At 68.4% G+C, this 26,156-nt stretch carries 19 protein-coding genes and 1 pseudogene; 7 read left to right on the top strand and 13 right to left on the bottom strand.

The window, feature by feature from the left end:
* Window positions 1-82: 82 nt before the first annotated feature.
* Both ACMGDM_RS13185 and ACMGDM_RS13180 read right to left on the bottom strand, forming a co-directional pair.
* Complete coding sequence (locus tag ACMGDM_RS13185) at window positions 83-886, bottom strand: hypothetical protein (RefSeq protein ID WP_436804575.1); 804 nt, start codon at window positions 884-886, stop codon at window positions 83-85.
* Between the two features lie 711 nt (window positions 887-1,597).
* Window positions 1,598-2,254, bottom strand: a complete 657-nt coding sequence (locus tag ACMGDM_RS13180) for a Crp/Fnr family transcriptional regulator (protein ID WP_436804574.1) — start codon at window positions 2,252-2,254, stop codon at window positions 1,598-1,600.
* A gap of 539 nt (window positions 2,255-2,793) precedes the next feature.
* On the opposite strand from ACMGDM_RS13180, the gene ACMGDM_RS13175 reads away from it, so the two are divergent.
* Entirely contained in the window at window positions 2,794-3,573 is a 780-nt protein-coding gene (locus ACMGDM_RS13175) for a Crp/Fnr family transcriptional regulator (RefSeq protein WP_436804573.1), read from the top strand.
* A 596-nt stretch (window positions 3,574-4,169) separates the two neighbouring features.
* Here ACMGDM_RS13175 and cobA read toward each other — a convergent pair.
* From cobA to ACMGDM_RS13140, 7 genes are all read right to left on the bottom strand, one after another.
* The gene (gene cobA / locus ACMGDM_RS13170) at window positions 4,170-4,967 is read right to left on the bottom strand and encodes a uroporphyrinogen-III C-methyltransferase (protein WP_436804572.1); all 798 of its coding nucleotides are present in this window, start codon (window positions 4,965-4,967) and stop codon (window positions 4,170-4,172) included.
* Window positions 4,957-7,545, bottom strand: coding sequence for a molybdopterin-dependent oxidoreductase (locus ACMGDM_RS13165; RefSeq protein ID WP_436804571.1), 2,589 nt, complete (start codon window positions 7,543-7,545; stop codon window positions 4,957-4,959). The genes cobA and ACMGDM_RS13165 overlap by 11 nt, the downstream gene beginning before the upstream one ends.
* Before the next feature lie 37 nt (window positions 7,546-7,582).
* Window positions 7,583-7,921, bottom strand: a complete 339-nt coding sequence (nirD, locus tag ACMGDM_RS13160; protein WP_436804570.1) for a nitrite reductase small subunit NirD — start codon at window positions 7,919-7,921, stop codon at window positions 7,583-7,585.
* On the bottom strand, window positions 7,918-10,398 hold the full coding sequence (gene nirB / locus ACMGDM_RS13155) for a nitrite reductase large subunit NirB (protein WP_436804569.1): 2,481 nt from the start codon (window positions 10,396-10,398) through the stop codon (window positions 7,918-7,920). Before nirB ends, nirD begins: the two co-directional genes overlap by 4 nt.
* A gap of 35 nt (window positions 10,399-10,433) precedes the next feature.
* Window positions 10,434-11,681, bottom strand: coding sequence for a nitrate/nitrite transporter (locus ACMGDM_RS13150; protein WP_436804568.1), 1,248 nt, complete (start codon window positions 11,679-11,681; stop codon window positions 10,434-10,436).
* Between the two features lie 250 nt (window positions 11,682-11,931).
* Window positions 11,932-13,143, bottom strand: coding sequence for a CmpA/NrtA family ABC transporter substrate-binding protein (locus tag ACMGDM_RS13145; protein ID WP_436804567.1), 1,212 nt, complete (start codon window positions 13,141-13,143; stop codon window positions 11,932-11,934).
* On the bottom strand, window positions 13,140-13,721 hold the full coding sequence (locus ACMGDM_RS13140) for an ANTAR domain-containing response regulator (RefSeq protein WP_436804566.1): 582 nt from the start codon (window positions 13,719-13,721) through the stop codon (window positions 13,140-13,142). Before ACMGDM_RS13140 ends, ACMGDM_RS13145 begins: the two co-directional genes overlap by 4 nt.
* 200 nt (window positions 13,722-13,921) lie before the next feature.
* Here ACMGDM_RS13140 and ACMGDM_RS13135 point away from each other — a divergent pair, with 200 nt between their 5' ends.
* From ACMGDM_RS13135 to mazG, 6 genes are all read left to right on the top strand, one after another.
* Window positions 13,922-15,628 (top strand): GMC family oxidoreductase, encoded by a 1,707-nt coding sequence (locus tag ACMGDM_RS13135; protein ID WP_436804565.1) that lies wholly within the window; start codon window positions 13,922-13,924, stop codon window positions 15,626-15,628.
* Entirely contained in the window at window positions 15,625-16,335 is a 711-nt protein-coding gene (locus tag ACMGDM_RS13130; protein ID WP_436804564.1) for a gluconate 2-dehydrogenase subunit 3 family protein, read from the top strand. Before ACMGDM_RS13135 ends, ACMGDM_RS13130 begins: the two co-directional genes overlap by 4 nt.
* Before the next feature lie 163 nt (window positions 16,336-16,498).
* A complete protein-coding gene (locus ACMGDM_RS13125) occupies window positions 16,499-17,437 on the top strand; it encodes an alpha/beta hydrolase (RefSeq protein ID WP_436804563.1) in 939 nt (312 codons plus the stop codon).
* Window positions 17,438-17,464: 27 nt separating this feature from the next.
* On the top strand, window positions 17,465-18,802 hold the full coding sequence (locus ACMGDM_RS13120; RefSeq protein WP_436804562.1) for an amidohydrolase: 1,338 nt from the start codon (window positions 17,465-17,467) through the stop codon (window positions 18,800-18,802).
* Window positions 18,803-18,895: 93 nt separating this feature from the next.
* Complete coding sequence (locus tag ACMGDM_RS13115) at window positions 18,896-19,360, top strand: VOC family protein (RefSeq protein WP_436804561.1); 465 nt, start codon at window positions 18,896-18,898, stop codon at window positions 19,358-19,360.
* Window positions 19,361-19,398: 38 nt separating this feature from the next.
* Window positions 19,399-20,157 (top strand): nucleoside triphosphate pyrophosphohydrolase, encoded by a 759-nt coding sequence (gene mazG / locus ACMGDM_RS13110; protein WP_436804560.1) that lies wholly within the window; start codon window positions 19,399-19,401, stop codon window positions 20,155-20,157.
* 207 nt (window positions 20,158-20,364) lie between these two features.
* On the opposite strand, the gene hflX is transcribed toward mazG, so the two are convergent.
* From hflX to ACMGDM_RS13090, 4 genes and pseudogenes are all read right to left on the bottom strand, one after another.
* On the bottom strand, window positions 20,365-21,657 hold the full coding sequence (gene hflX / locus ACMGDM_RS13105; protein WP_436804559.1) for a GTPase HflX: 1,293 nt from the start codon (window positions 21,655-21,657) through the stop codon (window positions 20,365-20,367).
* Window positions 21,654-22,163: pseudogene (hfq, locus tag ACMGDM_RS13100) on the bottom strand (RNA chaperone Hfq); the annotation flags it as partial. The pseudogene hfq and the gene hflX, both read right to left, overlap by 4 nt.
* Before the next feature lie 346 nt (window positions 22,164-22,509).
* The gene (ntrX, locus tag ACMGDM_RS13095; protein WP_436804558.1) at window positions 22,510-23,880 is read right to left on the bottom strand and encodes a nitrogen assimilation response regulator NtrX; all 1,371 of its coding nucleotides are present in this window, start codon (window positions 23,878-23,880) and stop codon (window positions 22,510-22,512) included.
* 6 nt (window positions 23,881-23,886) lie between these two features.
* A complete protein-coding gene (locus ACMGDM_RS13090) occupies window positions 23,887-26,136 on the bottom strand; it encodes a sensor histidine kinase (RefSeq protein ID WP_436804557.1) in 2,250 nt (749 codons plus the stop codon).
* Window positions 26,137-26,156 lie beyond the last annotated feature (20 nt).

Here is a 26,156-nt window from a genome sequence, read left to right as displayed (position 1 = left end):
CAATCTGTTCTGACGTATACAGGTCCCCTGCCTGCGGGTCGCAAAACTTAGGACGTCCGCGACAACGGCGCGCGGCGTTCTCCTACAAAGCGATGTTCAGGCCGAGCGTCGCCAGCGGCACGACGGTTCCGGTCTCGCCCAGCGGTCCGCTCAGTTGTCGCAGTCGATCGTCGCGGAACAGCGCGAGCATCTCTGCCCGGAGCGACGCATGCAGATTGCCGAGCCGGACGGGCTGACTGATCGCCAGTCCGGCACTGCCGTACAATCGGTCGCCGCTGCCCGCATCATAGAAGCCGCGCCAGCCCACCCCGATCACCGCAGGCAAACTCAGGGCCGGCGCGTGCTCGCCGGTGCCCAGCGCCACTTCTGGTTCGATTCCGACCTGGGTGAATAGCCCATGCGCACCCTTGGGACGGACCGTCGCGGCGAAGGTAGGGTGCAGCCAACCAAAGGCATCCTTGCCATCGTAGCTGGTCGTGATGCTCGCCTCGTGCGTCGTATTCGACACGGCATTAGGGCTCGCCTTGATCGTGTAGACCACGCCAACTCGCAGTCCTTCGACAGGAGCGGCGACCAAGCCGACCAGATTGTTACTTTCATACCACCCACGCGGCGACGTGCGCTCGTCCGAAGCGGCCGGATGAATGCCGTTCGATGATCGGACCACCACCCAGGTATCGGCCTGCCCTGCCGCGTTATGGTGGAGATCGGCTGCCACGCCGACCTGCACATGCACCGGCAGTCGGTTGAGCCCGGCGGCATCGTCATCGTAATTGCCGCGGGCGAAATCACCGTTACGGATATCGACACCGAAAGCCGGGTGGATGCTGCCGGTGCGGGCCGACGACGATCCCAGCGACGCGTCTTCGGTATCAATCGCGGGCACAGACTGGGCCGTCGCCGGCGTTGCGGCGATCAGCGAAACGGAGGCAAAGCCCGATCTCAACAGACGGACGCATGCGGCTCCGGCAGCTGCAACAGAGCGCCGATCGCATCGCGTGCTCCTGCCCAGTTGCAAGGGCACATAGCTTGCCGTGCGGGGTGAGCGTGGGCCGACCGTCCTGGGCGCAGTCGGAATCTCGCACTGCGTATATGTCAAAGGGCTGGACTCATGCACATACTCCAACTGCGGCAACCTTATGACTGCGGCGCTATAGCTGTCCTCGCGAGACCGGCAGCTGCGTGGACTGCAAATGAGCTCGCGGGTTGCCGCTCTCGCTGGAAGCGACAAGCCGTTCGGCACCAGAACGCGGGTCCTAGCTGTCGCACAAGCGACGACATACGCACCATCAGTAAGTCAGGGCTAATGCGACGCGCGACCTGAACGGGCGGCGGTTAAGCTCATGCCGCTCTCCTAAACGGCCATTCCGGTTTCCCGCCAATCTCAGCCACTCACCCAGGCTGCCGGTCGGGTGCGCCTCGAACGTCAAAGACTGGGCAGGTTTTCTGCCCGGCCGATATCAGGTCGGCGAGAGCATCAGCTACCGTTCGTAGCGGACCTTGGCGACGACAGCTCGGGGTGCGTAGCAGCAGGACGTCGCCCGGTATCTGACGGCGCGTTTTCAGCGCAGACGATGGCTGCTCACCGAGCTGTCGCTCACGAACGCGTCGATGGGGCGGCGTTCTCTGCCGCCATGTGCAGGTAGTGTGGAGTGAAGCCGCCGAGCAGCCGCAGCGTCGCAACGCTTTGAATGCTCATTTTGCCTTTGACAGTTGCGATCACGCCGTCGGTTCGGAGAAGCTTTATCATGCGATTGACGTGAACGGAGGTGAGCCCGAGAGCGTCGGCGATCTGCTCTTGTGTCAAGGGGAAGGCATAGCTGCTCTTGTCGTCTTTCTCGGCGTTGAGGCGGACGCTCAGCTCGCATAGCAGGTGCGCAAGCCGCTCGATCGCGGAGCGACGGCCAAGCGATAGCGCCCCCTTGCTCAAGGTGGCGTTCTCAATCAGCCCGAGCCAGGTGCAGGCACGAGCAATGCCGGAATATCGTGCTGCGAGCGTCAACGCCCGGTCCAGCGGCAGGGCCGCTACCATCGTATGGGTGATCGTGCGGACGCCGTAATCGAGCCGGTCGAACATCAGCGAGTCGAGATTGCCGACATCGCCCGGCAGCAGCAGAGTTGGAAGCTGGCGGCGACCATCCCTGGTCATCGTGTACCGGCAAGCCCATCCATCGATGACGATGAGCAGCGCTTCGGCGCGTTCGCCCTCCCGCATCAGCTCGACGTTCGGTGCTGTCGGCTTGGCAGGCAGCACTGCGTCTTCTAGCGCCTGCCGTTCCTCGTGCGAGAGATACCCGGACCTCCAAAGTCGGGTGCCTGACAGAGATGATAACGGGCGCCGTGTGGCGCCGTTGACGGTCGGCGCGACTGAATGGGTCGCTCCAATCATGATGGCTCGGCCTTGCCGAGCTCGTCCGAAGCGAGCCTGCTGCGATACGCGGCAGCAAGCCTGGAGTGCACCTGCTGCACATGGGGCACCGTGGCCATCCTCGCGCGCTCTACCTCGACCGCAGCACGGTGCTGATAGTAGGACCGATCGTCCTTTGACATGTTTGCACCCTTTCAGAGATACCGGTTCAGCACCGGTAAACAGAGTGTCCCACGTCTTATATTAGCTTGCCACCCAATGTGGCTGACCCACATTTCGTCGCCGGAGCATATCGCTCCGCGGGATGACGCCGCTACCGTGCTCAGAACTGTGAAATATATAACGAGGCATTTCCTTAGACGATCAGCATACCTATCTACCTCTCATCGCTCGCCGACATCCAGGGCGTGAGCGGCCGGAGGACCATGCGCTTTCGCCCCCAGTTTGAGGGCGCGCAAATGTCGCATCCAGACGATCGCTACACGACCAATCTCCTCCTCGCCGCGCTCTCGCCCGAGGACCGCGCGCTGCTCAGGCCTCACATGACGCGCGAGAAGCTGGAGCGCGAGCAGGTGCTTACGCCTGCCGGCGCAGAAATCGAACACGTCTGGTTTCCTGAAGGAGGGGTTGCGTCGGTCGTCGCGCACAAGCTCGATTCCGGTCCGACTGAGGTGGGGATCTTCGGCCGGGAGGGCTTCGCGGGTACGCCCTTGCTGCTTGGCGCCGACACCTCACCGCACAGAGTGTTTATCCAGATCGACGGCGGCACCGGACTGCGCATCGACGCGGCGCCCTTCGTGGCCGCAGTAGAGGAAAGCGCGAGTCTGCGACGTATCCTGCTTCGTTACGTCCAGACCTTCATCATCCAGACGGCAGACAGCGCGATCTCGAACGCTCACCAGCGCATCGAAGCCCGGCTCGCGCGCTGGCTGCTCATGTGCCACGATCGCAATGACGGCGACGAGATCATGCTGACGCACGAGTTCATGGCGATGATGATCGCAGCGGACCGATCCGGCGTCACGGTTTCGCTGCACGTTCTGGAAGGCGCGGGCATGATCCGGTCCAAACGCGGTAGGGTGCTCCTCCTCGATCGGCAGAAGCTGGAAGAGCTGGCAGGTGAGGGATACGGACGACCGGAGGCCGAGTACCGCAAGCTGATCGGGCCGTTCGGCAAAGACGCTCCGAGAGTGGCAAGCGTCTGACGCTCCGGCCCTTCAAAGCCGCTACCTTCCGAGGTCAATAGCGGCTGGAGCCCGATGAACAAGCGACCGGACTTAAGGAGGCGTCCGCATCAGCCCAATGGCATCATTTGGGCGTAATGGGACCTCAACCGGCGTGACCGAGCCCGCTGCTGTCGCAGCGGGTCCAAGGGCGCAAGAGCCGAGAGGTGATCGCATCAGCGGGGGCAGCGCTGCGCTGCTTGGGGGGCTCCACGCTGCCCCCGCTGCTACGAGGCAGTGTCATTTCTATCTGGCGCAGATTGTGTCTTTTCTAACTGGCGGCAACAGGCATGGCGCCATCTGAAGAAGAACGCCCGTGATCCTGCACGCTTGACGCGTGACGCTCGCCACGTCGAGGACGGCGTCCCTCAAAAGACGATGAACCTTAGCTTCCAACCTTCGTCGCAGCAAAGCTTAGGCCGCGCCGCTGCCGCTCCTCGCCACTGACGGACGGGCCAGCGCTCAGGCAAGAAGGTGGATAATCAGGCTGACGCTGCAACATGCCGTGACGTAGAAGGTGAAGGCGCGCCAGCCGCACGCAGGTGTTCTCAGCAGCCGAACGGCCCCATGCCGCGCCGTCATGCGCGAGCCTCCCGACAGGCTGACGCGGCCGCTGCCTCGCTCGACAACGGCGGTGACGCGTGCTGGCGCACCGCCTCGCCGATCAGCAGCATCACGGGTTCGCGCTCCCCCACCGCCTCAACCAGGAACGCGAGCGCGGACAGTTGCCCATGAACCACCCGCTCATGGGGGAGCGATGCGTTCACCACTACCAGCACGGGCGTATCGGCACGGCGCCCCGCAGCGATCAGCTGCCGCGCCACGGTCCCGGCGGCGGCGCGACCCATATAGACCGCGAGCGTGGCATCCGGCGCAGCCAGTGCGGGCCAGTCGAGATCCAGCGGTGCGCCGCGTTCCGCATGTGCGGTCACGAAGGTCAGCTGGCGCGCCACTCCCCGCAGCGTCAGCGTCCCGTTGGCCGCCGCCGCAGCCGCGCTCGCTGCGGTGATCCCGGGGCAGATCCGCACGGGTATACCGGCGGCGCGACAGTCGCCGACCTCCTCGGCGGTGCGGCCGAAGATCGCCGGATCTCCTCCCTTCAGCCGAACCACCCGAAGCCCGTTCCGCGCCGCGCTGACGATCAGCGAGCCGATCGTTGCTTGATCGACCGAGTGTCGACCGGCGCGCTTGCCGACGCTCACCCGCCGTGTGCGTGACGAGATCAGGTCGAGCACGCCGGCGCCGACGAGCGCATCGTGGAACACCACGTCGGCGGCACCGATCAGCCGTGCCGCCTTGCGCGTCAGCAAGTCCGGATCGCCCGGCCCGGCCCCCACCAGCCAAACCGTTCCCGGTGCGAAATCCTCAGGCAGCATCAGTCTTCTCCTGGGCGAGCAGGCGCGCGAGCGCGGGGCGGCACGAGCCGCAATTGGTGCCGGCGCCGATCGCGGCGCCGATCGCGGCGACATCGGCGAGCGCGTCCGCGCGGATCGCGGCGACAATGGTGCGCAGCCCGATGTCGAAGCAGGCGCAGACGATCGGGCCCGAATCGGCCGTCGCACCGGGCGCGCGACCGGCGAGAACGGTGGGCGCCACCTGCGGTGCGTCGAGTTGCGCGATTAGCCAGTCGCGCGCGGGCAATTCGCCGGTGGCGGTGACGAACAATGCGGCCACCAGCCGGCCGTCGGCCACGACCGCGACCCGTCGCGTGCCGCGCGCTTGATCGACCGCCTCGATGCGTTCGCCCGCCGGCAAACAGCCGTCCAGCGCGGTGGTCGCGCCGTCCCCGGCGAGTTCCCACAGGCTGCCGGTCCGCAGCGTAACGCGTGTCGCCCACAGACAATCCGGGCGGTGCGTCGGCTCGGCTGCGGTGATGAGGAACCCCCGCCATGCGGTGGCCACCGCGGTGATCGCGGCGGGCGTCGACTTGAACCCGGGTTGGCCGGAGATCGGGTCGACCAGCGCGCGTGCGAGCAGGCCGGTGCGGCCGCCGCTGGCGTTCTGATCGGTCCAGTGGATCGGCACGAACAGCTCGCCCACGCGCTGCGCTGCGGAGACCCGCGCACGATACAGCGTGGCGCCGGCGGGCGTCGTCACGCGCGCGAGGGCACCGTCAACGATGCCGGCGCGCGCCGCGTCGGCGGGGTGCAACTCGACGAGCGGTTCCTCGCGGTGCCGTGCCAGCTTCGGCGCGAGTCCGGTGCGCGTCATGGTGTGCCATTGGTCGCGGTAGCGGCCGGTGTTGAGCGTCAGCGGCCAGTCGCGCGGCGCGGCGGCGCGACGTTTCTGTCGCACCGTCACCAGCTGCGCGCGGCCGTCCGGCGTCGAGAAGCGGCCGTCCGCGAACGGAGTGCCGCCCCAGCGGAACGGCGCCATCGCCGCATAGCCGGCGTTGCCGCCCCCACCCTGCCCGACCAGCGAGAACAGCCGCGCGCCCTCGTTCTCATACGTCGAAAGACGCACATGCTCGCGCCAGATGTCGGCCGGCCGGTTGTAGGCGAACGCGGTCCGCCATCCCATGCGGCGGGCTACCTCGGTGACGATCCACCAATCGGGCCGCGCCGCGCCGGGCAGCGGGAAGATCGCGCGCTGCCGGCTGACGGTCCGATCGGAATTGGTGACCGTACCGTCCTTCTCGCCCCACGCCGCCGCAGGCAGCCGAACATGCGCGAACGCGCCCGTATCGGTATCAGCCATGACATCGCTCACGACCACGAAGGGACATGCCGCCAGCGCCGCGCGCACCTGCGCCGCCTCCGGCATCGACACAGCGGGGTTGGTCGCCATGATCCAGAGCGCTTTCACGCGCCCTTCCGCGACACTGCGGAACAGATCGACCGCCTTGAGGCCCGGCTTGGCGGCGATCGTCGGTGCGCCCCAGAAGCGCTGCGCGAGCGCGCGATCCGCGTCGCCGAAGCCCAGGTGTGCGGCAAGTGTCGTGGCCAGGCCGCCGACCTCACGTCCGCCCATCGCATTGGGTTGGCCGGTGATCGAGAAAGGTTGTGCGCCCGGCTTGCCGATCCGCCCGGTGGCGAGATGGACGTTGAGGATGGCGTTGACCTGATCGGTGCCCGTGACGGACTGGTTCACGCCCTGGCTGAACAGCGTGACCGTGCGCGGCGTGGCGGCGAACAGCTCGAAGAAGCGGCGCACGTCCGCGGCCGCGACGTCGCAGGTGCGCGCCACCGACCACAGATCGGTGTCCTCGCCGAGGCTCGTCCAGAAGTCGTCGGGCGCCGTGACATGGTCGCGCAGGAAGACCGCGTCGAGCGCGCCCGCGTCACGACACCACGCAAGCAGCCCGTTCATGAGCGCGACGTCGCTGCCCGGGCGGATGGCTAAATGCAGGTCCGCCTCGTCGGCGGTCTCGGTGCGGCGCGGGTCGATCACCACCATCCGCGCCCCTGCGGCACAGCGCGCCCGCATGCGTTGGTAGAGGACGGGGTGGCACCAGGCGGTGTTCGAGCCGACCAGCACGAACAGGTCGGCGTCGTCGAGATCCTCGTAGCGTGCGGGCACCACGTCTTCGCCGAAGGCGCGTACATGCCCGGCCACCGCGCTCGACATGCAGAGCCGCGAGTTGGTGTCGATGTTGGCCGAGCCGATGAAGCCCTTCATCAGCTTGTTGGCGACATAATAATCTTCGGTCAGCAGCTGTCCCGAGACGTAGAAGGCGACGCTGCCCGGCCCGTGCTCGGCGATGGTCGCGCGGAAGCGGCGCGCGACCTGATCGAGCGCTTTGTCCCAGCTGACGCGGCGCTGGCCGATCATGGGGTGAAGCAACCGCCCGGCGAGCCCCACCGTCTCGCCGAGGTGCGTACCCTTGGAGCAGAGCCGGCCGCGGTTGGCGGGATGATCGGGATCACCTGCGATATGCACCGTTCGATTGCCGGTCCGGGTCGCGACGATACCGCAGCCGACGCCGCAATACGCACAGGTGGTGCGGATGCTCACCCGACCCTCCCCGTTGGCGAACGGCGCACGACGGCGCTCATGCCGCGGCCCGGAGCGTGCTCGCGCGGCAGAGCAAGACCCTGCCCCCGCTCACCTTGACCGGCACCGACGGCGTGCAGCCCATGTCATCGCCCTGCGCCTCGCCGGTCGCCAGCGCGATCCGCCAATTGTGCAGCGGACAAGTGACCGTGGCGCCGTGGATGATGCCCTGGCTCAGCCGGCCGTGCTTGTGCGGACAGCGATCGCGCAGCGCAAAGATCGCGCCCTCGCCAGTGCGGAACAAGGCCACGTCGTCGCCGCCGTCCACCTTGACCACGCGGCTGCCGCGCAGCGGGATCTCTTCGACCCAGCCGATGTCGAGCCACTGACCGATCATGCCATCTCCCCTTGCGGCTGGAAGCGCGCCATCGGCGCATGATGCTCGCGTTCGGCCCCCGCGGCGCGCGCCGCCCAGGGATCGTCCTGCGTGAATTGCTGCGAGAACCAGAAACGCCGCGCCAGCTCGGCGCGCGCGTCCGCATCGGGCAGCAACCGCGACTGGACGTAGGCGAGCCCGACACGCTCGATCCAGGGTGCGGTCCGCTCGAGATAGCGCGCTTCCTCCCGATACAGCTGGATGAAAGCGGCGCACATTTCGATCGCCTCGGCCTCGCTCGCCACCCGGCAGAGCAGATCGGTCGCGCGCACCCTGATGCCGCCGTTGCCGCCGACATGGAGTTCGTAGCCGGAGTCGACGCACACCACGCCGAAGTCCTTGATTGTCGCCTCGGCGCAATTGCGCGGGCATCCGCTCACCGCGATCTTGAACTTGTGCGGCATCCAGCTGCCCCAGGTGGCGCGCTCGATCTTCACGCCCAGCCCGGTCGAGTCCTGCGTGCCGAAGCGACACCATTCGATGCCGACGCAGGTCTTCACCGTGCGCAGCGCCTTGCCATAGGCATGGCCCGAGACCATGCCCGCGGCATTGAGGTCGGCCCAGACCGCGGGCAGGTCCTCCTTGCGGATGCCGAAGATGTCGAGCCGCTGGCCGCCGGTTACCTTGACCATGGGCGCGTCATATTTCTCCACCACGTCGGCGATCGCGCGCAGCTCGCGCGGACTGGTGATCCCGCCCCACATCCGCGGCACCACCGAATAGGTGCCGTCCTTCTGGATGTTGGCGTGAAGCCGCTCGTTGACGAAGCGGCTCTGCTGGTCGTCGACATAGTCTCCGGGCAGCGCGCAGAGCAGGTAATAATTGAGCGCGGGCCGGCACGAGGCGCAGCCGTCGGGCGTCGACCAGTGCAGCCGCTGCATCACCTCCGGGATCGATCGCATGCCCTGCGCGACGATCTCGCGCCGCACGTCGTCATGGCCGAAGCTGGTGCAGCGGCACATCGTCTTGGGCCCGGCCTCGACCTCACCGCCGAGCCGTAGCGCCAGCAGCGCTTCCACCACGCCGGTGCACGAGCCGCAGCTCGCCGATGCCTTGCACCCCGAGCGTACCGCGTCGAGGCTGTGCGCGCCCGAGTCGACGCAGGCCAGCACTTTGCCCTTGCTGACGCCGTTGCAGCCGCAAATCTCCGCGTCGTCGGAGAGCGCCGCAACGGCCGCCTTAGGGTCCGCGAGCACGCCCTCCGCGGCGAAGGCCTGGCCGAAGATCAGCGCGTCACGGAACGATGCGACGGCCTCGCCACGCTTGATCAGGTCGAAATACCAGTTGCCGTCGGCGGTGTCGCCGTACAGCACCGTACCGACGACGCGATCGTCGCGGACCACGACGCGCTTGTAGACACCGCGGCTGGCGTCGCGCAGCACGATGTCCTCCGCCCCCTCCCCGCCGGCGAAGTCGCCCGCGGAGAAGACGTCGAGCCCGGCCACCTTGAGCTTGGTCGCGGTCGGCGCCGGACGATAGCCGCTCGGCGCGCCGGTCAGTCCGTCGGCGAGCGCGCGGCACATGTCCCACAGCGGCGCGACCAGACCATAGACCTGCCCGTCATACTCGACGCACTCGCCCACCGCGAGCACCGCGGGATCGCTCGTCACCATATGGTCATCGACGCGGATGCCGCGCCCGACCTCCAGCCCCGCCTCGCGCGCCAGCGCGACCGCCGGGCGGATGCCGACCGCCATCACCACCAGATCCGCCGCGATCTCGGTACCGTCCTTGAGCCGCACCGCGGTGACATGGGTGTCGCCCAGGATCGCCTCGGTGTCGGCGCCGGTGAGGATCGTCTGACCGCGCGCCTCCAGTGCGTTCTTGAGCAGCCACGCCGCCGCCTCGTCGAGCTGGCGCTCCATCAGCGATGGCATCAGGTGGAGCACGGTAACGCGCATGCCGCGCAGGCTGAGCCCGTGCGCGGCCTCCAGCCCGAGCAGGCCGCCCCCGATTACCACCGCACTGCCGCCTTTGTCGGCGGCGGCGAGCATCGCTTCCACGTCGCGCATGTCGCGGAAGCTGATCACGCCGGGCAGGTCCTTGCCCGGCACCGGGATGATGAACGGGTCCGAACCGGTCGCGATCAGCAGCCGGTCGTAGGCAAGCACCAAACCGGTGCGGGTTGTGACGGAGCGTGTGACACGATCAATCGCGCATACGGGATCGCCGCTCAGCAGCGCGATGCCATTGTCTGCATACCAATCGGTGCTGTTGATGACGATGTCATCGAACGTCTTCTCGCCCGCGAGCACCGGGGAGAGCATGATCCGGTTGTAGTTCACCAGCGGCTCGGCGCCGATGATCGTGATGCGGTAGCGCGTCGGGTCGCGCGCGAGCAGTTCCTCCACCGCGCGGCACCCTGCCATGCCATTGCCGATGACGATGAGATGGTCGCGAGCGTCGCGCGGTGGCGATTGAAGAGGCTGATGTTGCATGAGCGGTCCAGTCCGGTGCGAGCCGAGGAAGAAGGTCAGATCGTCACGCCGTCGGCGGTGCCCCAGCGGCGGCGCCACCCGGCCTTCACGCACGTGAGGCCGATCAGCGCGACGAGCGCGAGCGCGGCGAAGACGAGGAAGCCCGGAGCGAAGCTGCCGGTCCATTGCTTGGCCAGGCCGAGCGACGAGGCGAGGTAGAAACCGCCGAGGCCGCCCGCCATGCCGACCAGCCCGGTCATCACCCCGATCTCCGCGGCGAAGCGTTGCGGCACCAGCTGGAACACCGCGCCATTGCCCACCCCGAGCGCGAGCATGGCGAGCACGAAGCAGGCGAGCGCGGCCTGTATCGTCGCAGCCGCGCTCACGCCGACCAGCGCGATCGCCGCGAGCAGGAACACGACCGTCAGCGCGCGCACGCCGCCGATCCGATCGGCCAGCGCGCCGCCGATCGGACGCACCAGCGAGCCGGCGAAGACGCAGGCCGCGGTGCAATAGCCTGCCGAGACCGTGCCGAGCTCGAACCGGTCGGTAAAATAGATCGGCAGGCTGGCCGCCAACCCGACAAAGCCTCCGAACGTCACCGCGTAAAAGCCCATCAGCGACCAGGCGTCGGGCTGGCGTAGCGGCGACAGATAGGCGCTGAACGCGCGCGGTGCGGGCGGATTGGGTGCGTCCCTCGCCATGACGATGTACACGAGAAGCACTGCCGCGAGCGGCAGGCAGGCGAGCCCGAGCACGGCGTTCCAGCCGAACGCCTTGGCGAGCGCGGGGGCGAACAGCGCGGCCAGCACCGTGCCCGAATTGCCCATACCCGCCAGCCCCATCGCCTTGCCTTGATGCTCGGGCGGATACCAGCGGCTGGCGAGGGGGAGCGCGATCGCGAACGACGCGCCCGCGAAGCCGAGGATAACGCCGAGCGCGAGCGTCCCGGCGAAACTGTTGACACCGAATGCCCAGGCGCTGGCCAGCCCGGCGATGACGATGATTTGGCTGATCGTGCCCGCCCGCTTCGGACCGATGCGATCGACCAGCAGGCCGTTGACTACCCGCAGCAGCGCGCCCGCGAGCGTCGGCGTCGCCACCATCAGCCCCTTCTGCGCCGGAGTGAGCGACAATGTCCGCGCGATTTCGGGCGCCAACGGGCCGAGTAGCACCCATACCATGAACGCAAGGTCGAAGTAGAGGAAGGCGGCGATCAGCGTGGGCGTGTGCCCGCTCCTCCAGAAACTGCTCGTTACCGCTGCGCCCTGATCGCGTGTGCGGTCCCAAAATGCCGTCGCCATCGCTGCCTCCCGCCGGCCAAAAACGAAAAAAGCCGCCAGGACGGCGACCCCTCGCGGGTGCGTCCTGGCGGCTTCGTTGCCTCATCGGATATCGGGGACCGACCCCTCATCCGTCAGCGCGACCTCCCCAGCGCTGGAGAGGCGTGACGCTGCTATCTCGTGCCCGACGCCATTGTCGGGCAACACACAGGCTGCCTGATTCGCCCGTTGCGCACAAGCCCCTTTCGCACGTGCAGCAACATCCGGGCTCTTACGCCAACGCGGCGAGATAGCCGGGGATGTCGTCGGGATCGAAGGCGCGGCCATCGAAGAAGCGATCGGTGCCGAGCACCAGACGCCCCTGTGTCGAGCCGGCCCCGATCGGTTGGCCGAGCGCGCCCTCGAGCTTCGAACTCGCCCCCGGCAACGGCGCTCCCGACCCCGCGAGCGCGGCACGATACAGGTCGGGCCGGAAGGTCGCCATCGCCGTCGCCGCCTCCACGGGCGAGAAAGCGCACCCGTCCCATCGCGTCATCTGTGCATAGAGCCAGGCGGCCTGACTGCGCCACGGGAAGTTCGCCGCCTCGCGATATTGGAACATGAAGTCGGGATAATGCACCGGCGTCCCGCCCGCGACGAGCCGCACCCGGTCGGTGATCGCGCGCAAGATCGCGTCGACCGGGGCGTCAAGATAAGTGGCGCGTGCGAGGATCGCCGCGTTCCGTTCGGCACTGTCCGGTGCGACAAAGTGCGCCGCCGCGGCATGAAGCGCGCGAATGAGCCGCAGCGTGGCGTCGCCGCGCTCGTCCGCCACCGCGGCGCGCATCGCGAGCACCTTCTCGACTCCGCGCCGCCAGATCTGCGCGGTGGCGAGCGCGATCCGGCCGACGCCGCGATCGACCGCGATCGAGTTCCACGGCTCGCCGACGCAGATGCCGTCGACCTCGCCGGCCGCCAAGGCGTCGGCGGCGAAGGTCGGGCTGGTGACGACGATCTCGACCTCTCGATCCGGCCGGATACCCACACCGGCGAGCCAGTAACGCAACATGTAATTGTGACTGGAATGGCGATGCACCACGCCGAAGCGCAGCCGGCGCCCGGAAGCGTCACGCGCCACCGCGACCGAGCGCAGCGCGGCACCGACCTCATACGGATCACCGAGCGTGTGGCCGAGCCCGCAGGCGTCCGCGAGCGCGGTCGAAAACGTGATCGCATTGCCGTTGAGGCCGAGCACGAACGGCACCGCCATTGCTACCGCGGGTCGATCACGCCCGAGGCTGGTGGCGATCGCGAGCGGCGCCACCAAATGCGCCGCATCGGTATGGCCGTATAGCAGCCGGTCTCGGACTGTCGCCCAGGTGACGTCACGCACCAGGTCGAGCGCGAGCCCATGCTCCTCGGCGAACCCCAGCTCGCGCGCGAGGATCGGCAGTGCGGCGTCGACCAGCGGCAGGAAGCCGATGCGGAGCGTCTCGGTGCTCACGGCAGATCTCCCATCAGCGCATCGCTCGTGACGATCGCCTCGGCCACCTCGGCGATCCGGCGGTTCGACTGCATCGCATGGCCGCGCAGCAGCGCATAGGCGGCGGGCTCGTCGATGCCGCGGCGACGCATCAGGATCGCCTTGGCACGATCGATCGTCTGGCGGTCGACCAGCGCGGTGCGGGCCTCGGCGAGTTCGGCCTGCAACCGCGAGAACGCCTGGAAGCGGCGGATCGCGACATCCAGTACCGGCTTGATCCGCTGCTTGGCGAGCCCGTCGACGACATAGGCCGACACTCCCGCGTCGACCGCGGCGAGCGTCGCCTCGGCGTCGGACTGGTCGACGAACATCGCGATCGGGCGGTCGAGCGCGCGCGACATGGCGAAAAAGTCCTCGAGCAGGTCCCGGCTGGGATTCTCCAGGTTGATCAGCACCACCTCGGGTGCGCATGCCTCGATCTGCGCCACCAGCGCGCCGCGTGGATCGATCACGACCTGATCGTCGAGCCCGGCCTCGCGCAGGCCTTCCGCGATGATCGCGGCCCGGGAGGTGCTGGTATCGATGATGGCGATCCTCACGCGACTTTCCTAGCCGATCCGGCCACGCGAGAGCCAGCCTCTGCGATGGCGCGACGCGGCGCGCGGCACCGCAGGGGATTGCGCCAGCGCGCGCGAGGCTTAGGTTGGTAAAAAAGCGCGCAGTGAGGAGAGATGATGACGGCTGCGGTTCGGTCCGACGAAGGGCATTTCACGACGGCGCCGCGCCGGCGGTGCGGCCGATGACGGCGCCGCGCGCGCAGCCAGGCGACGCCGCCGCCGACATCATCATCGTCGGCTCCGGCGCGGCGGGCGCGATGGCGGCGCACAGCCTCACCAAGGCGGGGCTGCGCTGCCTGCTGCTCGAAGCCGGGCGCGACTATGATCCCAAGGCCGAGGTCAACATGTTCGCGCCGGAAAGCGACGCGCCGCTGCGCGGGACATCGACCCCGGACAAGCCGTTCGGCTATTTCGACGCGACCGTGGGCGGCGGCTGGCAGATCGACGGCGAGCCCTACACCTCTCGCCCGGGCAGCGACTTCCGTTGGTATCGCCCGCGCATGCTGGGCGGCCGCACCAATCATTGGGGCCGCCACGTGCCGCGCTGGGGTCCGTATGACTTCAAGCCCTTTTCGCGCGACGGGCTCGGGGTGGACTGGCCGATCGGCTATGACGATGTCGCCCCCTTCTACGACCGGGTCGAGCGCATGATCGGAGTCAACGGCGGACCGATCGGGCTGGAGAACCATCCCGATTCTCCCGCCGGCTGTCTGATGCCGCCGCCCAAGCCGCGCGTAACCGAGCTGCTGATCGCCGCGGCTGCGGAGAGCGTCGGCATCCCGGTGCGCGCCGCGCATACCGCGGTGCTGACCCGCGACCTGCCCGACGACGTCGCGCCGCGGAGCGCGTGCTTCAACGCCACCCCATGCACACGCGGCTGCTCGATCGGCGCGATGTTCCAGTCGACCACCTCGCTGTTGCCGCAGGCGCGCGCGACCGGCCGCCTGACTGTGGTCACCGACGCGATGGTGGCGCGCGTCCTCACCGGCGCGGGCAATCGTGCCACCGGGGTGGAATATGTCGACCGCCGCACCGGCGCGCGCCACCAGGTGAGCGCGCGCGCCGTGGTGCTCGCCGCGGGAACGGGCGAGACCGCGCGGCTGCTGCTCAACTCGGGCGAGCGCGGCCGCGGGCTCGCCAACGCGTCGGGCGAGCTGGGCCGTAATCTGACCGACTCGACCGGGGCGTCGTTCAGCGCCTACATTCCCAGGCTTGCCGGTCGTCCGCGCTACAACGAGGACGGGATTGGCGGGCAGCACATCTATATCCCGTTCTGGCTCTATCAGCAGCAGAAGCGCGGCGAGCTCGACTTCGCGCGCGGCTATCACTTCGAGATTGGCGGGCGTTTCGGCATCCCGTCCGCCGCGGTACTGCCGCGTGTGTGGGGCGGCGCGCTCAAACAGGCGGTGCGCCAGACCTCGGGCGCGACCATCAACCTCACGCTGCGCGGCGAGATGATCCCCAACAAGGACACGTTCGCCGAGATCGATCCCGGCGTCACCGATCGCTTCGGCATCCCCGTGCTGCGCTTCGCTTTCAAATGGTCCAAGCACGAGATCAACCAGGTCGCGCATGGTCGCCGCGCGGCGCACTCGGTGTTCGAGCGGCTGGGCGGCACGATCCTCGATGCCGACCTCCCGCCCGAGCAGATCATGACCGCGGGCGGCGAAATCATCCACGAGCTCGGCACCGCGCGAATGGGTGACGATCCGCGCACATCGGTGGTCGACAGCTTCGGTCAGGCCTGGGACGTCCCCAATCTCGTGCTGATGGACGGTTCGGTCTTCGCCTCGGGCGCGCACAAGAACCCGACCCTCACCATTCTCGCGCTCGCGTTGCGCGCCTCCGAGCGGCTCGCCGCGCGGTTCACCTCGGGAGCCATCGCGTGACCCTCTCGCGCCGCACCACGCTGCAATGGATCGCGGCCGCCGCCGCGCTGCCGCTGACGCACTGGACCGATGCCGCTGGCGCCACGAAGGCGCGCGGCACGCCGCCGCCCTTCCGCGTCATCGACTGGCCTGCCACGCTGCCCCCGGTCGACGCTGCGCGTGGCTATGGTCGCGATCCGAACCTGAGCGACCCCAACGTGCCCTGGGCGCTGACGCTCACCAAGGCGCAGCGCGCTACGGTGGATCTGCTCGGCGACCTCCTCCTTCCTCCGGACGAGTCCTCGCCCGGCGCCGGGAAGTTGGGCGTTGGCGCCTTTATCGACGAATGGATCAGCGCGCCCTATCCGGTGCAGCAGGCCGATCGCGCGGAGGTCGTCGGCGGGCTCATCTGGCTCGACGCGCAGAGCCGCGCGCTCTACGAACAGCCCTTCGCCGCGCTCGCGGCGGCGCCGCGCGCGAGCCTGCTCGACGCGCTGACCGTCGCCGCGCCGTCGCCGGCGATGGCAGCGCCGGTCGCCTTCATGGATCGGTTGCGCTACCTTTTCGTGCTCGGCTTCTACAGCTTGCCCGAAGGCAAGGCCGATATGCGCTTCGTCGGCGACCAACCCACCGAGGGGCCATATCCGGGTCCGAGCGCTGAAGCGATGACGCATCTCACCACCGTGCTGGCGGAGCTGCGGCTGCCGCGGTCCGAGCGACTCGGCTGATCCAGCCGGCGTCGTCTGGCCGGACGGAGGAGCGGTCGCAGCGACGCGGGAGCGTGGCGGCGATCCCATGTCGCCCCTTCCGCTTGTCAGCTGGCCTGCGACATGGTCTCTTAAACGTTGTATTTGCTAGCAATTCATCGCGCGAACGACCGGAGCCTCATCGATGTCGCTGATCCGTATCCCGCTTGCCGCGGCGCTGCTGCTCGGGCTCGCTGCGCCGGTTGCGGCGCAGGACCCCGCTCCCGAACCGCCGCAACGCTTCGAGGCGGTCAAGCTGTGGCCGCATGGGGCGCCCGGGTCCGCGGCACGGCGCGGCGAGCGCGAGGTGGCGCGCGATTATTGGGTCCGCAACATCCACGATCCCTCGCTGATCCCCTTCCCTGCCAGTACGGCCAAGCGCAACGGCTCCGCCATCGTGATCCTGCCGGGCGGCGGTCACAAGCTGCTGGTGTGGACCAATGAGGGCACCAAGGTCGCCACCGCGCTCAACCGGATCGGCGTCACCGCCTTCGTGCTCAAGTACCGCCTCGCCAACGAGCCAGGGTCGACCTATTCGGTCGAGGGCGACGCCGCCGATGACGCGCGCCGCGCAATCCGCTGGGTGCGCGCGCATGCCGCCGACTACGGCATCGATCCGACACGCGTGGGCGTGATGGGGTTCTCGGCGGGCGGCGAGCTCGTCACCCAGGTCGCAGATCACCCCGAACCTGCGGGCCGTCCGCACGTCGACGCGATCGATGCGCTCTCCGCGCGACCCGACTTCCAGGTGCTCGTCTTCCCCGGGCCGCGCGGCCTGCCCGCACCCGCGGTGGCGACCGCGCCGCCGGCCTTTCTCGTCGCGGGCAGCCGTGACGCATGCTGCGCGGCGCCGTCCGTCGCCTTGTACGAGCAGCTCCGCCGCGCGGGGGTCTCGGCCGAGCTGCACATGTATGCGGACAGCGGACATGCCTTCAACCTGGACGAGTCCGACCGGATCTCGATCCTGCACTGGCCCGATCGACTGTTCGATTGGCTCGCCGACGGCGGCTGGTTGTCGCCACGAGCCGCGCCTGCGTCCGCCTCCCCCGCCGCGGCGCTTCCCGGCGCCGCCACTCCCCGCTAGGCTGCGCGGAAAAGGGGAATATCGCACATGCGCTACCTGCTCGCGGCCACCGCTCTGTCACTGCTCGCCACACCCGCACACGCCGAGCCCGATTATGCGCCCGCGATCCGCGCCGACTATGACGCGACGCTCGGTGCGATGTGGGACGATTTCCACCGCAACCCCGAGCTGTCTTTCCGTGAGACCCGTACCGCGGCAAAAATGGCCGCGGCGCTGCGCACGGTGGCGGGCATGCAGGTGACCGAGAAGGTTGGCGGCACCGGCGTGGTCGGTGTTCTGCGGAACGGCATCGGCCCGGTGGTCTTGGTGCGCGCCGACATGGACGGGCTGCCGGTTGAGGAGAAATCGGGCCTGCCCAACGCCAGCAAGGCGCGCCAGGTCGGCGTCGATGGCGTCGAGGCGCCGGTGATGCACGCCTGCGGGCATGACACGCATATCGTGGGGCTGCTCGCCACCGCGCGGCGCTTGGCGGCGCTGAAGCAACGCTGGGCGGGTACCGTCGTGTTCATCGTCCAGCCGGCGGAGGAGCGCGTCGGCGGCGCCGCCGCAATGCTGCGCGACGGGCTCTACACCCGCTTCCCCAAGCCGCAGTACGCGCTGGCGTATCATTCCAACTCCGAGGGACTGGCCGGAACCGTCTCGGCGTCCGAGGACATCCAGTACAGTTCGTCGGACAGCGTCGACATCACCGTGCCGGGGATCGGCGCGCATGGTGCCAGCCCGCACACCGGCAAGGACCCGGTCTATATGGCGAGTCAGCTCGTCATCGCGCTGCAGGGGCTGATCAGCCGCGAGCGACAGCCGCTCCGGCCCGGCGTCATCACCGTTGGCAGCTTTCACGCCGGGTTGAAGCACAACATCATCTCGGACGAGGCCAAGCTCCAGGTGACGGTGCGCGCCAACGACGAGGCGACGCGACAGCAGCTTCTCGCCGGCATCGTTCGCGTCGCGCGCGGGATCGGCGAGCTCAATGGCATGCCAGCGGACAAGATGCCGGTGGTCAAGGTGATCGAGGGCACGCCGACCACGATCAACGACGCCGGGCTGGCCCGACGGCTCAACGCGGTGATGACGACGACGCTGGGCGCGGACAAGGTGATCCCGTTCCAGCAGAAGGGCATGGGCGCCGAGGATTTCGCCGCCTTCGTGCAGCCGGAGCAGGGCGTGAAAGGTTATTATTTCGCCGTCGGCGGCACGCAGCAGGCGGCGTTCGACGCTGCAGCCAAGGGCGGCCCGCCAATCCCGTCGCATCACTCGCCGCTGTTCAAGGTGGACCCGCGCGCGGTGGTCACCACCGGCGCGACCGCGATGACCGCGGCGGTGCTCGACCTGCTCAAGCCGGGGCAGACTGCGTCCGCGGGCTGAAGGCGCCGCGCTCGCGTGCGTGCAGGAGCCGGCGCTCAAGTCGTCGAGTTCCTGCATCGTCACCACAATGATGGAAAGCAAAAGGAGAGGATGATGAGATTGACCCTGGCGGCGCTCGCCGCCGTGATCGCGCTCGCGCCAGACACGGTCTCGGCGCAGACGCGGATGAACCATATCGCGATCAACGTCACCGACCAGGCGCGCAGCATCGCTTACTACCACGACGCGTTCGGGCTCACCGAGATCCCGGCGCCGCTCAACGCTGCCCCGGGACATCCGCGATGGCTTCGGCTGGGCAACGGAATCGAGCTGCATATCCAGGCGATCAAGGTGCCCTTCACGCCGCCGCCGCGAATCATTCACTTCGCCCTCTCGGTCGGCGACCTTGATACGGTGATCGCCTATCTCAAGCGCACCGGGCGGACATGGACCGATTATGCGGGCAAGGTCGGCGAGATCAACCGCACCCGGACCGACGGCGTCCGTCAGATCTTCACCCAGGACCCCGACGGCTATTGGATCGAGGTCAACGACGCCAAGGAAGGCCCGCCGCGCTGATGCTGGTCTGCGCGCATCGTGACTGCTAGCCCGTCGCGATGAGCGAGCAACGGACGAGCGCCGCGATGGAGCGGCTGGTGGCGATCATGGCACGGCTGCGCGGGCCCGACGGCTGCGAGTGGGATCGCGCGCAGACCTACGCCACGATCGCTCCCTACACGATCGAGGAGGCCTATGAGGTCGCCGACGCGATTGCGCGGGACGCGGTGGACGAGCTGCGTGACGAGCTTGGAGACCTGCTGCTCCAGGTGGTGTTCCACAGTCGCATCGCGGAGGAACAGGGCGAGTTCGCGCTGGCCGACGTCGCGTCCGCCATCGCCGACAAGATGGAGCGGCGCCATCCGCATATCTTTGGCGACGTGGCCGAGGGCGGCCACCATCTCTGGGAAGAAGTGAAGGCGGCCGAGCGCGCGGGCAAGGGCGCGACCAGCGCGCTCGACGGCGTCGCGGTGGCGCTGCCGGCGCTCACCCGCGCCGAAAAGCTGCAGAAGCGCGCCGCACGCACCGGCTTCGACTGGCCCGATGCGAGCGGATCGCGCGCCAAGGTCGACGAGGAGCTGGCCGAAGTGGAGGCGGCACGCGATCAGGCCGAGCGAACCGAGGAGATCGGCGACCTGTTGTTCGCGGTGGTGAACTGGGCGCGACACCTCGGGGTCGACGCCGAGGAGGCGCTGCGCGCAGGGAATGCCAAGTTCGAGAGGCGCTTTCGTGCGATCGAGGCGGCGGGCGGCGACGGCTTTGCGGCGCTGTCGCTGGAGGAGAAGGAAGCACTGTGGCAGCGCGTGAAGGCGGGGTGAGCGGCGGAGCCGGGCATGATCGCGTGGGCTTCTAAAGAGGCCTTCCACCGTTCGCCCCGAAAAGCCGTCGAGCCTGTCGAGACGGCGTATCGAGAGGTCGCCTTCTAACCTCTCCCGATATGGGATCTCGACATGCTCGGTCCCTAACGAGGCGAACGGCTTTTTGATGCGCCGGCTTGTCGGCGGGTAAGCAGTCGAAGCACGAGCTCACCCCTGCCGTGACAGGAACCGCTCGTGCACCGCGGGCGCCATCCGCACCTCGTAGCGAATCTGGTCGCCGTCGACCTGCTGCTCCAGCACCTCCCCGTTGGCGTGGAGCCATGCCGCCCCGGCGCCGTCCGCCGCGTCGAGCGCGATCGCGTAGCGCTGATGCCCCTGGGTCAGCAGATCGGCGACGTGGCGGATCAGCTCATCCACGCCCTCCCCGTTCAGCGCCGACAGCGCCACAACATCATCGCGGCGCGCCGCTTCCTCGAGCAAATCGGTGCGCGCGTCGCCGTGCAGCAGGTCCAGCTTATTCCACGCCTCAATCCGAGGTGTCGTCTCACTGACGCCGACATCGGCGAGCACGCCCTCGACATCGGCCTTCTGCGCCGCCGTGTCGGGATGCGCGACGTCGCGGACATGGATCAGCAGGTCGGCCGAGACCACCTCCTCCAGCGTCGCCTTGAACGCCGCCACGAGCTGCGTCGGCAGCTCGGAAACGAATCCCACCGTATCCGAGAGGATCGCCTTATCGATCCCGGGCAGGCTGATCTGGCGCAGCGTCGGATCGAGCGTGGCGAACAGCAGATCTTCCGCCATCACGTGCGCGCCGGTGAGCCGGTTGAACAGCGTCGACTTGCCCGCATTGGTGTAGCCGACCAAGGCGATGACAGGCCAGGGCGCACGCTGGCGCCGCTCGCGGTGCAGGCCGCGTGTCCGCGTCACCTGGTCGAGTTCGCGCCGCAGCCGTGCCATCCGGTCGCGGATCAGGCGCCGATCGGCCTCGATCTGGGTCTCGCCGGGGCCACCGAGGAAACCGAAGCCGCCGCGCTGCCGCTCGAGGTGGGTCCAGCTCCGCACCAGCCGGCCTGACTGATAGTCGAGGTGCGCCAGTTCCACTTGCAGCCTGCCCTCGGCGGTCGCGGCGCGCTCGCCGAAGATCTCGAGGATCAGCCCGGTGCGATCGATCACCTTGGTCTCGAGCGCGGTCTCGAGATTGCGCTGCTGGATCGGCGTGAGGCTGCCGTCAACGACGACCAGCCCCGCCTCCTCCATCCGCGCGCGCGCGGCGAGCTCCTCGATCTGCCCGGCACCAATCAGCGTCGCCGCGCGCGGCGTGCGGACGCGCAGCGCGACCCTATCGGCGACGACCACCCCGATCGCTTCGGCAAGCCCGGCGGTCTCCTCCAGCCGTGCCTCGGCGTCGCGCGAGGAGCCGCCGAGGTCGGGGTAGACGACGATCGCGCGGGCGCCACGCGCGAATTCATCACGATCGCGCTCGAAGCCGGTGCTCATTCCTCGTCGCCTGCCGCTTGCTCCTCGGCAAGGTTGAGCGGCCGCGACGGCTGGATCGTCGACACGGCATGTTTGTAGACCAGCTGCGACATGCCGTCGCGCTGGAGCAACATGCAGAACAGGTCGAAGCCGGCGATCGCGCCCTGCAACATAACGCCGTTGACAAGGAACATCGTCACCGCGTCCTCCGACTTGCGTACCGCGGAGAGGAAGATGTCCTGCAACTGCGGCTTCTTGCCGCTCTCACCGAGCTGGCCGACGATGCCGGCGACGTCGATCGGTCCCGCGGGCATAATGGTCGAGATCGCGTGCTTGTAGATCAGCTGCGACTGGCCGTCGCGCCGCAGGAGCACCGAAAAATTGTCGAACCAGGTGACGATGCCCTGGAGCTTGACGCCCTTGACGAGGAACATCGTGACGGGAGTCTTGGACTTGCGCAGCGCGTTGAGGAACAGGTCCTGGAGCGAGGTCTGCTTTTCGGCCATTGGCGGGTCCTTGTTCTTGGCGGGAGGTTCCCCGCGTGGTGCGCCGTTGCCGGCGTCGGAAGCGCCGCTGCTGTATGCGGCACGCGCAAGGTAGGGTTCCCTGCCCGGCGCGTCTAGGTGGAGCGAGCCAGGTGACGGTGCTTCTCCCCACGACGCCGGATGGACGCGGCCTCGGCGCGGCGCGCACAGGCTCCTCCGCGCCGGCTGTCCATGGTGCGCGGTTGAATGCCGTTCCGACGCATGTGCCACGACGAGGGTGCGGGGCGCTTCCAGACAAGGCCTTCGCGCGCTGAACCCGTTTTCAGCGCCAGCGGCAGACAGGCGATGCCTCGCCCCCGCGCGCGGGCACCCGGAATGACGCGGCTTCTTAGTCCTCGCGCGTCTCGGTGATCCCCAGCAGCTTCAGCTTACGATGCAGCGCCGAGCGCTCCATGCCGATGAAGCTGGCGGTGCGCGAGATGTTGCCGGAGAAACGCCTGATCTGGACGCGCAGATACTCGCGCTCGAAGGTTTCGCGTGCCTCCCGCAAGGGAGCGCCCATGATCGCGGTGGCGCCCGTCCCCGTCTCCTGGCCGCCGAGCACCTCCGCCGGTAGCAGATCGAGGTCGATCCGGCCGATCCGATCGCCCGGCGCGAGGATGATCGTCCGCTCCACCACGTTGCGCAGCTCGCGGACGTTGCCGGGCCAGTCGTAGGATTGCAGCGCCACCAGGGCGTCGGTCGCGATCTCGGGGACGGGCACGCGGCGCTCGGCGGCGTAATGGGCGACGAAATGTTCGACCAGCGCGGGAATGTCCTCGCGCCGTTCCGCCAAGGGCGGGATCGTCACCGGAACAACATTCAGCCGGTAGTAAAGGTCTTCGCGGAACCGCCCTTCGGCGATCTCCAGCGAAAGGTCGCGCGCCGTGGCGGAGACGACGCGAACGTCGACCTTGACCACGCGCGTACCGCCAACGCGGGTGAAGCTCTGGTCGGTCAGCACGCGCAGGATACGCGCCTGGGTGGCGGGCGGCATGTCGGCGATCTCGTCGAGGAACAAGGTCCCGCCGTGCGCCTGCTCAAGCAGCCCGGTGCGGACGAGGTCGCCCCCCTCCTCCACGCCGAACAATTCCTCCTCGACGCGGTCCGGGCTCATTCCCGCGGTGCTGACGATGATGAAGTTGGCGTGCGCGCGCTGGCTCCAGCCATGGAGCAGCCGCGCGGCCACCTCCTTGCCGACCCCCGCGGGGCCGACGATCAGGACGCGGCTGCCCGTCCCGGCGACCCGCTTCAACGTCGCCCGAACCGCGTTGATCGCGGTCGAACTCCCCGTCAGGTCGGTGCCGCGTCCCGCCGCGGCGCGCAGGCTCGCCACCTCCGCGCGCAGCCGCTCGGTCTCGGTCGCGCGCTCGACCATCAGCAGCAGCCGCTCGGCCTGGAACGGCTTCTCGATGAAATCGGCCGCGCCCTTGCGGATCGCGGCAACCGCGGTGTCGAGCGTGCCATGGCCCGAGATCACCAGCACCGGGATCGAAGGATCGCGTCGCTTGATCTCCTCGAGCAGGTCGAGCCCGTCGAGCCGTGAACCTTGCAGCCAGACATCGAGCAGCACCAGGCTCGGGCGGCGCATCGCGATCGCTTCCAGCGCGGCGTCGCTGTCGCCGGCCATGCGCGATTCATATCCCTCGTCCTCGAGCACGCCGGCCACGAGTTCGCGGATGTCGAGTTCGTCGTCGACGACGAGAATGTCGATCGCCATAGCTTGTCAGATCCGATTTCTGGTCAGGGCGGCGATCGTGCGATCGTCGTCGGTGAAGCCGTCCTGGGACGGGGTGGCATCCGCGGCGGCGAGCGGCTCGAGCAGCGCCGCGTCGAACGACAGCGTCACTACGGTGCCGCCGCCGGGTCGGTCGGCGAAGGTCATCGTGCCGAAATGCTCCTCGACGATCTTCTTCACGATCGCGAGCCCGAGCCCGGTGCCGCGCGCGCGAGTCGTCATATAGGGCTCGACGATTCGGTCGCGCTCGAGCGGCAGGCCGACGCCGGTGTCCGCGACCTCGATCACAACGCGTCCTTCCGCCTCGCGCAACGCCATCGACACCGCGCCCTCGCTGACGTCCGCGGCCTCGACCGCCTCGACCGCGTTCTTGACGATGTTGGTCAGCGCCTGACCGAGCTGGCGACGATCGCACACCAGCGTGGGGGCGGGCTCGTCATGATCGAGCATGAACCGGATGCCGGGATGCGCCACCTCGTGAAGGAACATTGTCTGCCGCGCGATGTCGATCAGCGCTTCCTCGCGGAAGACGGGCTTGGGCATGCGCGCGAAGGAGGAGAATTCGTCGACCATCCGGCGCAGGTCTCCCACCTGGCGGACGATCGTGTCGGTCAGCCGGGCGAAGGTGGTGTCGCTCGGCTCGACCTTGCCGCCGTAGCGACGCTGCAACCGCTCGGCGGCGAGCTGGATCGGGGTGAGCGGGTTCTTGATCTCGTGCGCGATGCGGCGCGCGACGTCCGCCCAGGCGGCGCGACGCTGGTCGGTCAGCTGCTGCGTGATATCGTCGAAAGTGATGATCGGACCGGTGCCGTCGCGCGCGATCCGCGCCGCGAAGGTGCGCATCTCCCCCTGGACGTTGTGCTGGACGTTGGCCTCGCGCGCGCCCTCGTCGAGCATCGCGTCGAGTTCGGGCGCGACCGCGCGCAGCACGCGACCCACCGGCGGCGCATCCAGCCCCAGCAGCGTCTGCGCCGAACTGTTGACGAGCCGGATCGTGCGATCCTGCGAGTCGATCGAGATCACGCCCGCGGAGACGCCCGACATCACCGCCTCGATCAGCGCGCGGCGATTCTCGAGCTGGGTGTTGGCGGTGACCAGCGCGGTGTTCTGCGCCTCGAGTCGCGCGGTCATGCTGTTGAACGCATTGGCGAGCGTGCCGACCTCGTCGCGTGCTGGCGTCTCGGGCACGCGCGCCGACAGGTCGCCGCCCTCGACACGGCGCGCGGCGTCGACCAGCTCGCCGACCGGGCGTACCAGCCGGTCCGCCACCGCGAGCGCGATCCACACCGCCACCCCGACGATCAGCAGCGAGACGATCAGCAGCGCCGCGTTGAACTGGAGCTGGAGCGAGCGCGCGCGCGCGATCAGCTGGCGATAATCGGCCAGCACCGCCGCGCCGCGGTTGAGCTGGTTGGCGAGCTGGGGGTCGAACACCCGCGCCGAATAGAGATAGCTGTGAGGCTGATAATCGAGCCGGGTCAGCACGCCCACACGGTCGCCCGAGCGCACCACTACCGACGCCGCCCCCGCCTCGATCTGATCGACCATCGATTTGGTGACCACCCGTTCGAGCTGGCGATCATAAGGATTGACCAACGCGCGGGTGCGGAGCTCGCCGTCCTGACCGCGCTGGACGATCAGCGCCTCTGAGAGGTTGCGCAGGTACAATTGGTAGGCCAGCCCGGCGGCGAAGCGCTTGCTCTCGATCGGATCGGCGCGGAGATAGTCTGCGAGATCGCCCGCCATCGTCATCGTCTCGCGCCCGACCCGATCGGACTCGTTGCGATAGCTCTCCTGCGCCACCGACGCGGCGTTCTCGAACATGCCGCGCGCACGATCCGAGTACCAGAATTGGACACCATATTGAAATAAGAGCGAAGCGAAGATCGTCACGAGCAGCGCGGGCACGGCTGCGACCAGCGAGAACAACAACACCAAGCGAACGTGGAGCCGCCCCTCCCCGCCCACCGGCGAGCGCGCGGCGCGAGTGAGCGCGATCCGCCGCCCCAGCAGGATCATCAGCGCGATTCCCGCCACCAAGTTGGCGACGAGCAGCAATGCCACCACCGGCGGCGCCAGCAGCGCGGCTGGACCACCCTCGCTGCGCACCGTAAAATAGCTGCCGACGCCGATCGCAACCGCCACCGCCAGCACGGCGAGTTCCAGCGCCGGCGTGACTGTCGGGCGCCGGCGGGCGGACGACGTGGTGGAGGAAGAGGGAGGGACTCCCGCGATCATCGCTCTCTCGCTACAACATC

Origin of the sequence: Sphingomonas larreae, from assembly GCF_051400595.1 — a bacterium.
Classification (GTDB): Bacteria; Pseudomonadota; Alphaproteobacteria; order Sphingomonadales; family Sphingomonadaceae; genus Sphingomonas.
Note: the sequence above shows the minus strand (reverse complement) of the source record. Positions and strands in the feature narration are given on the sequence as shown.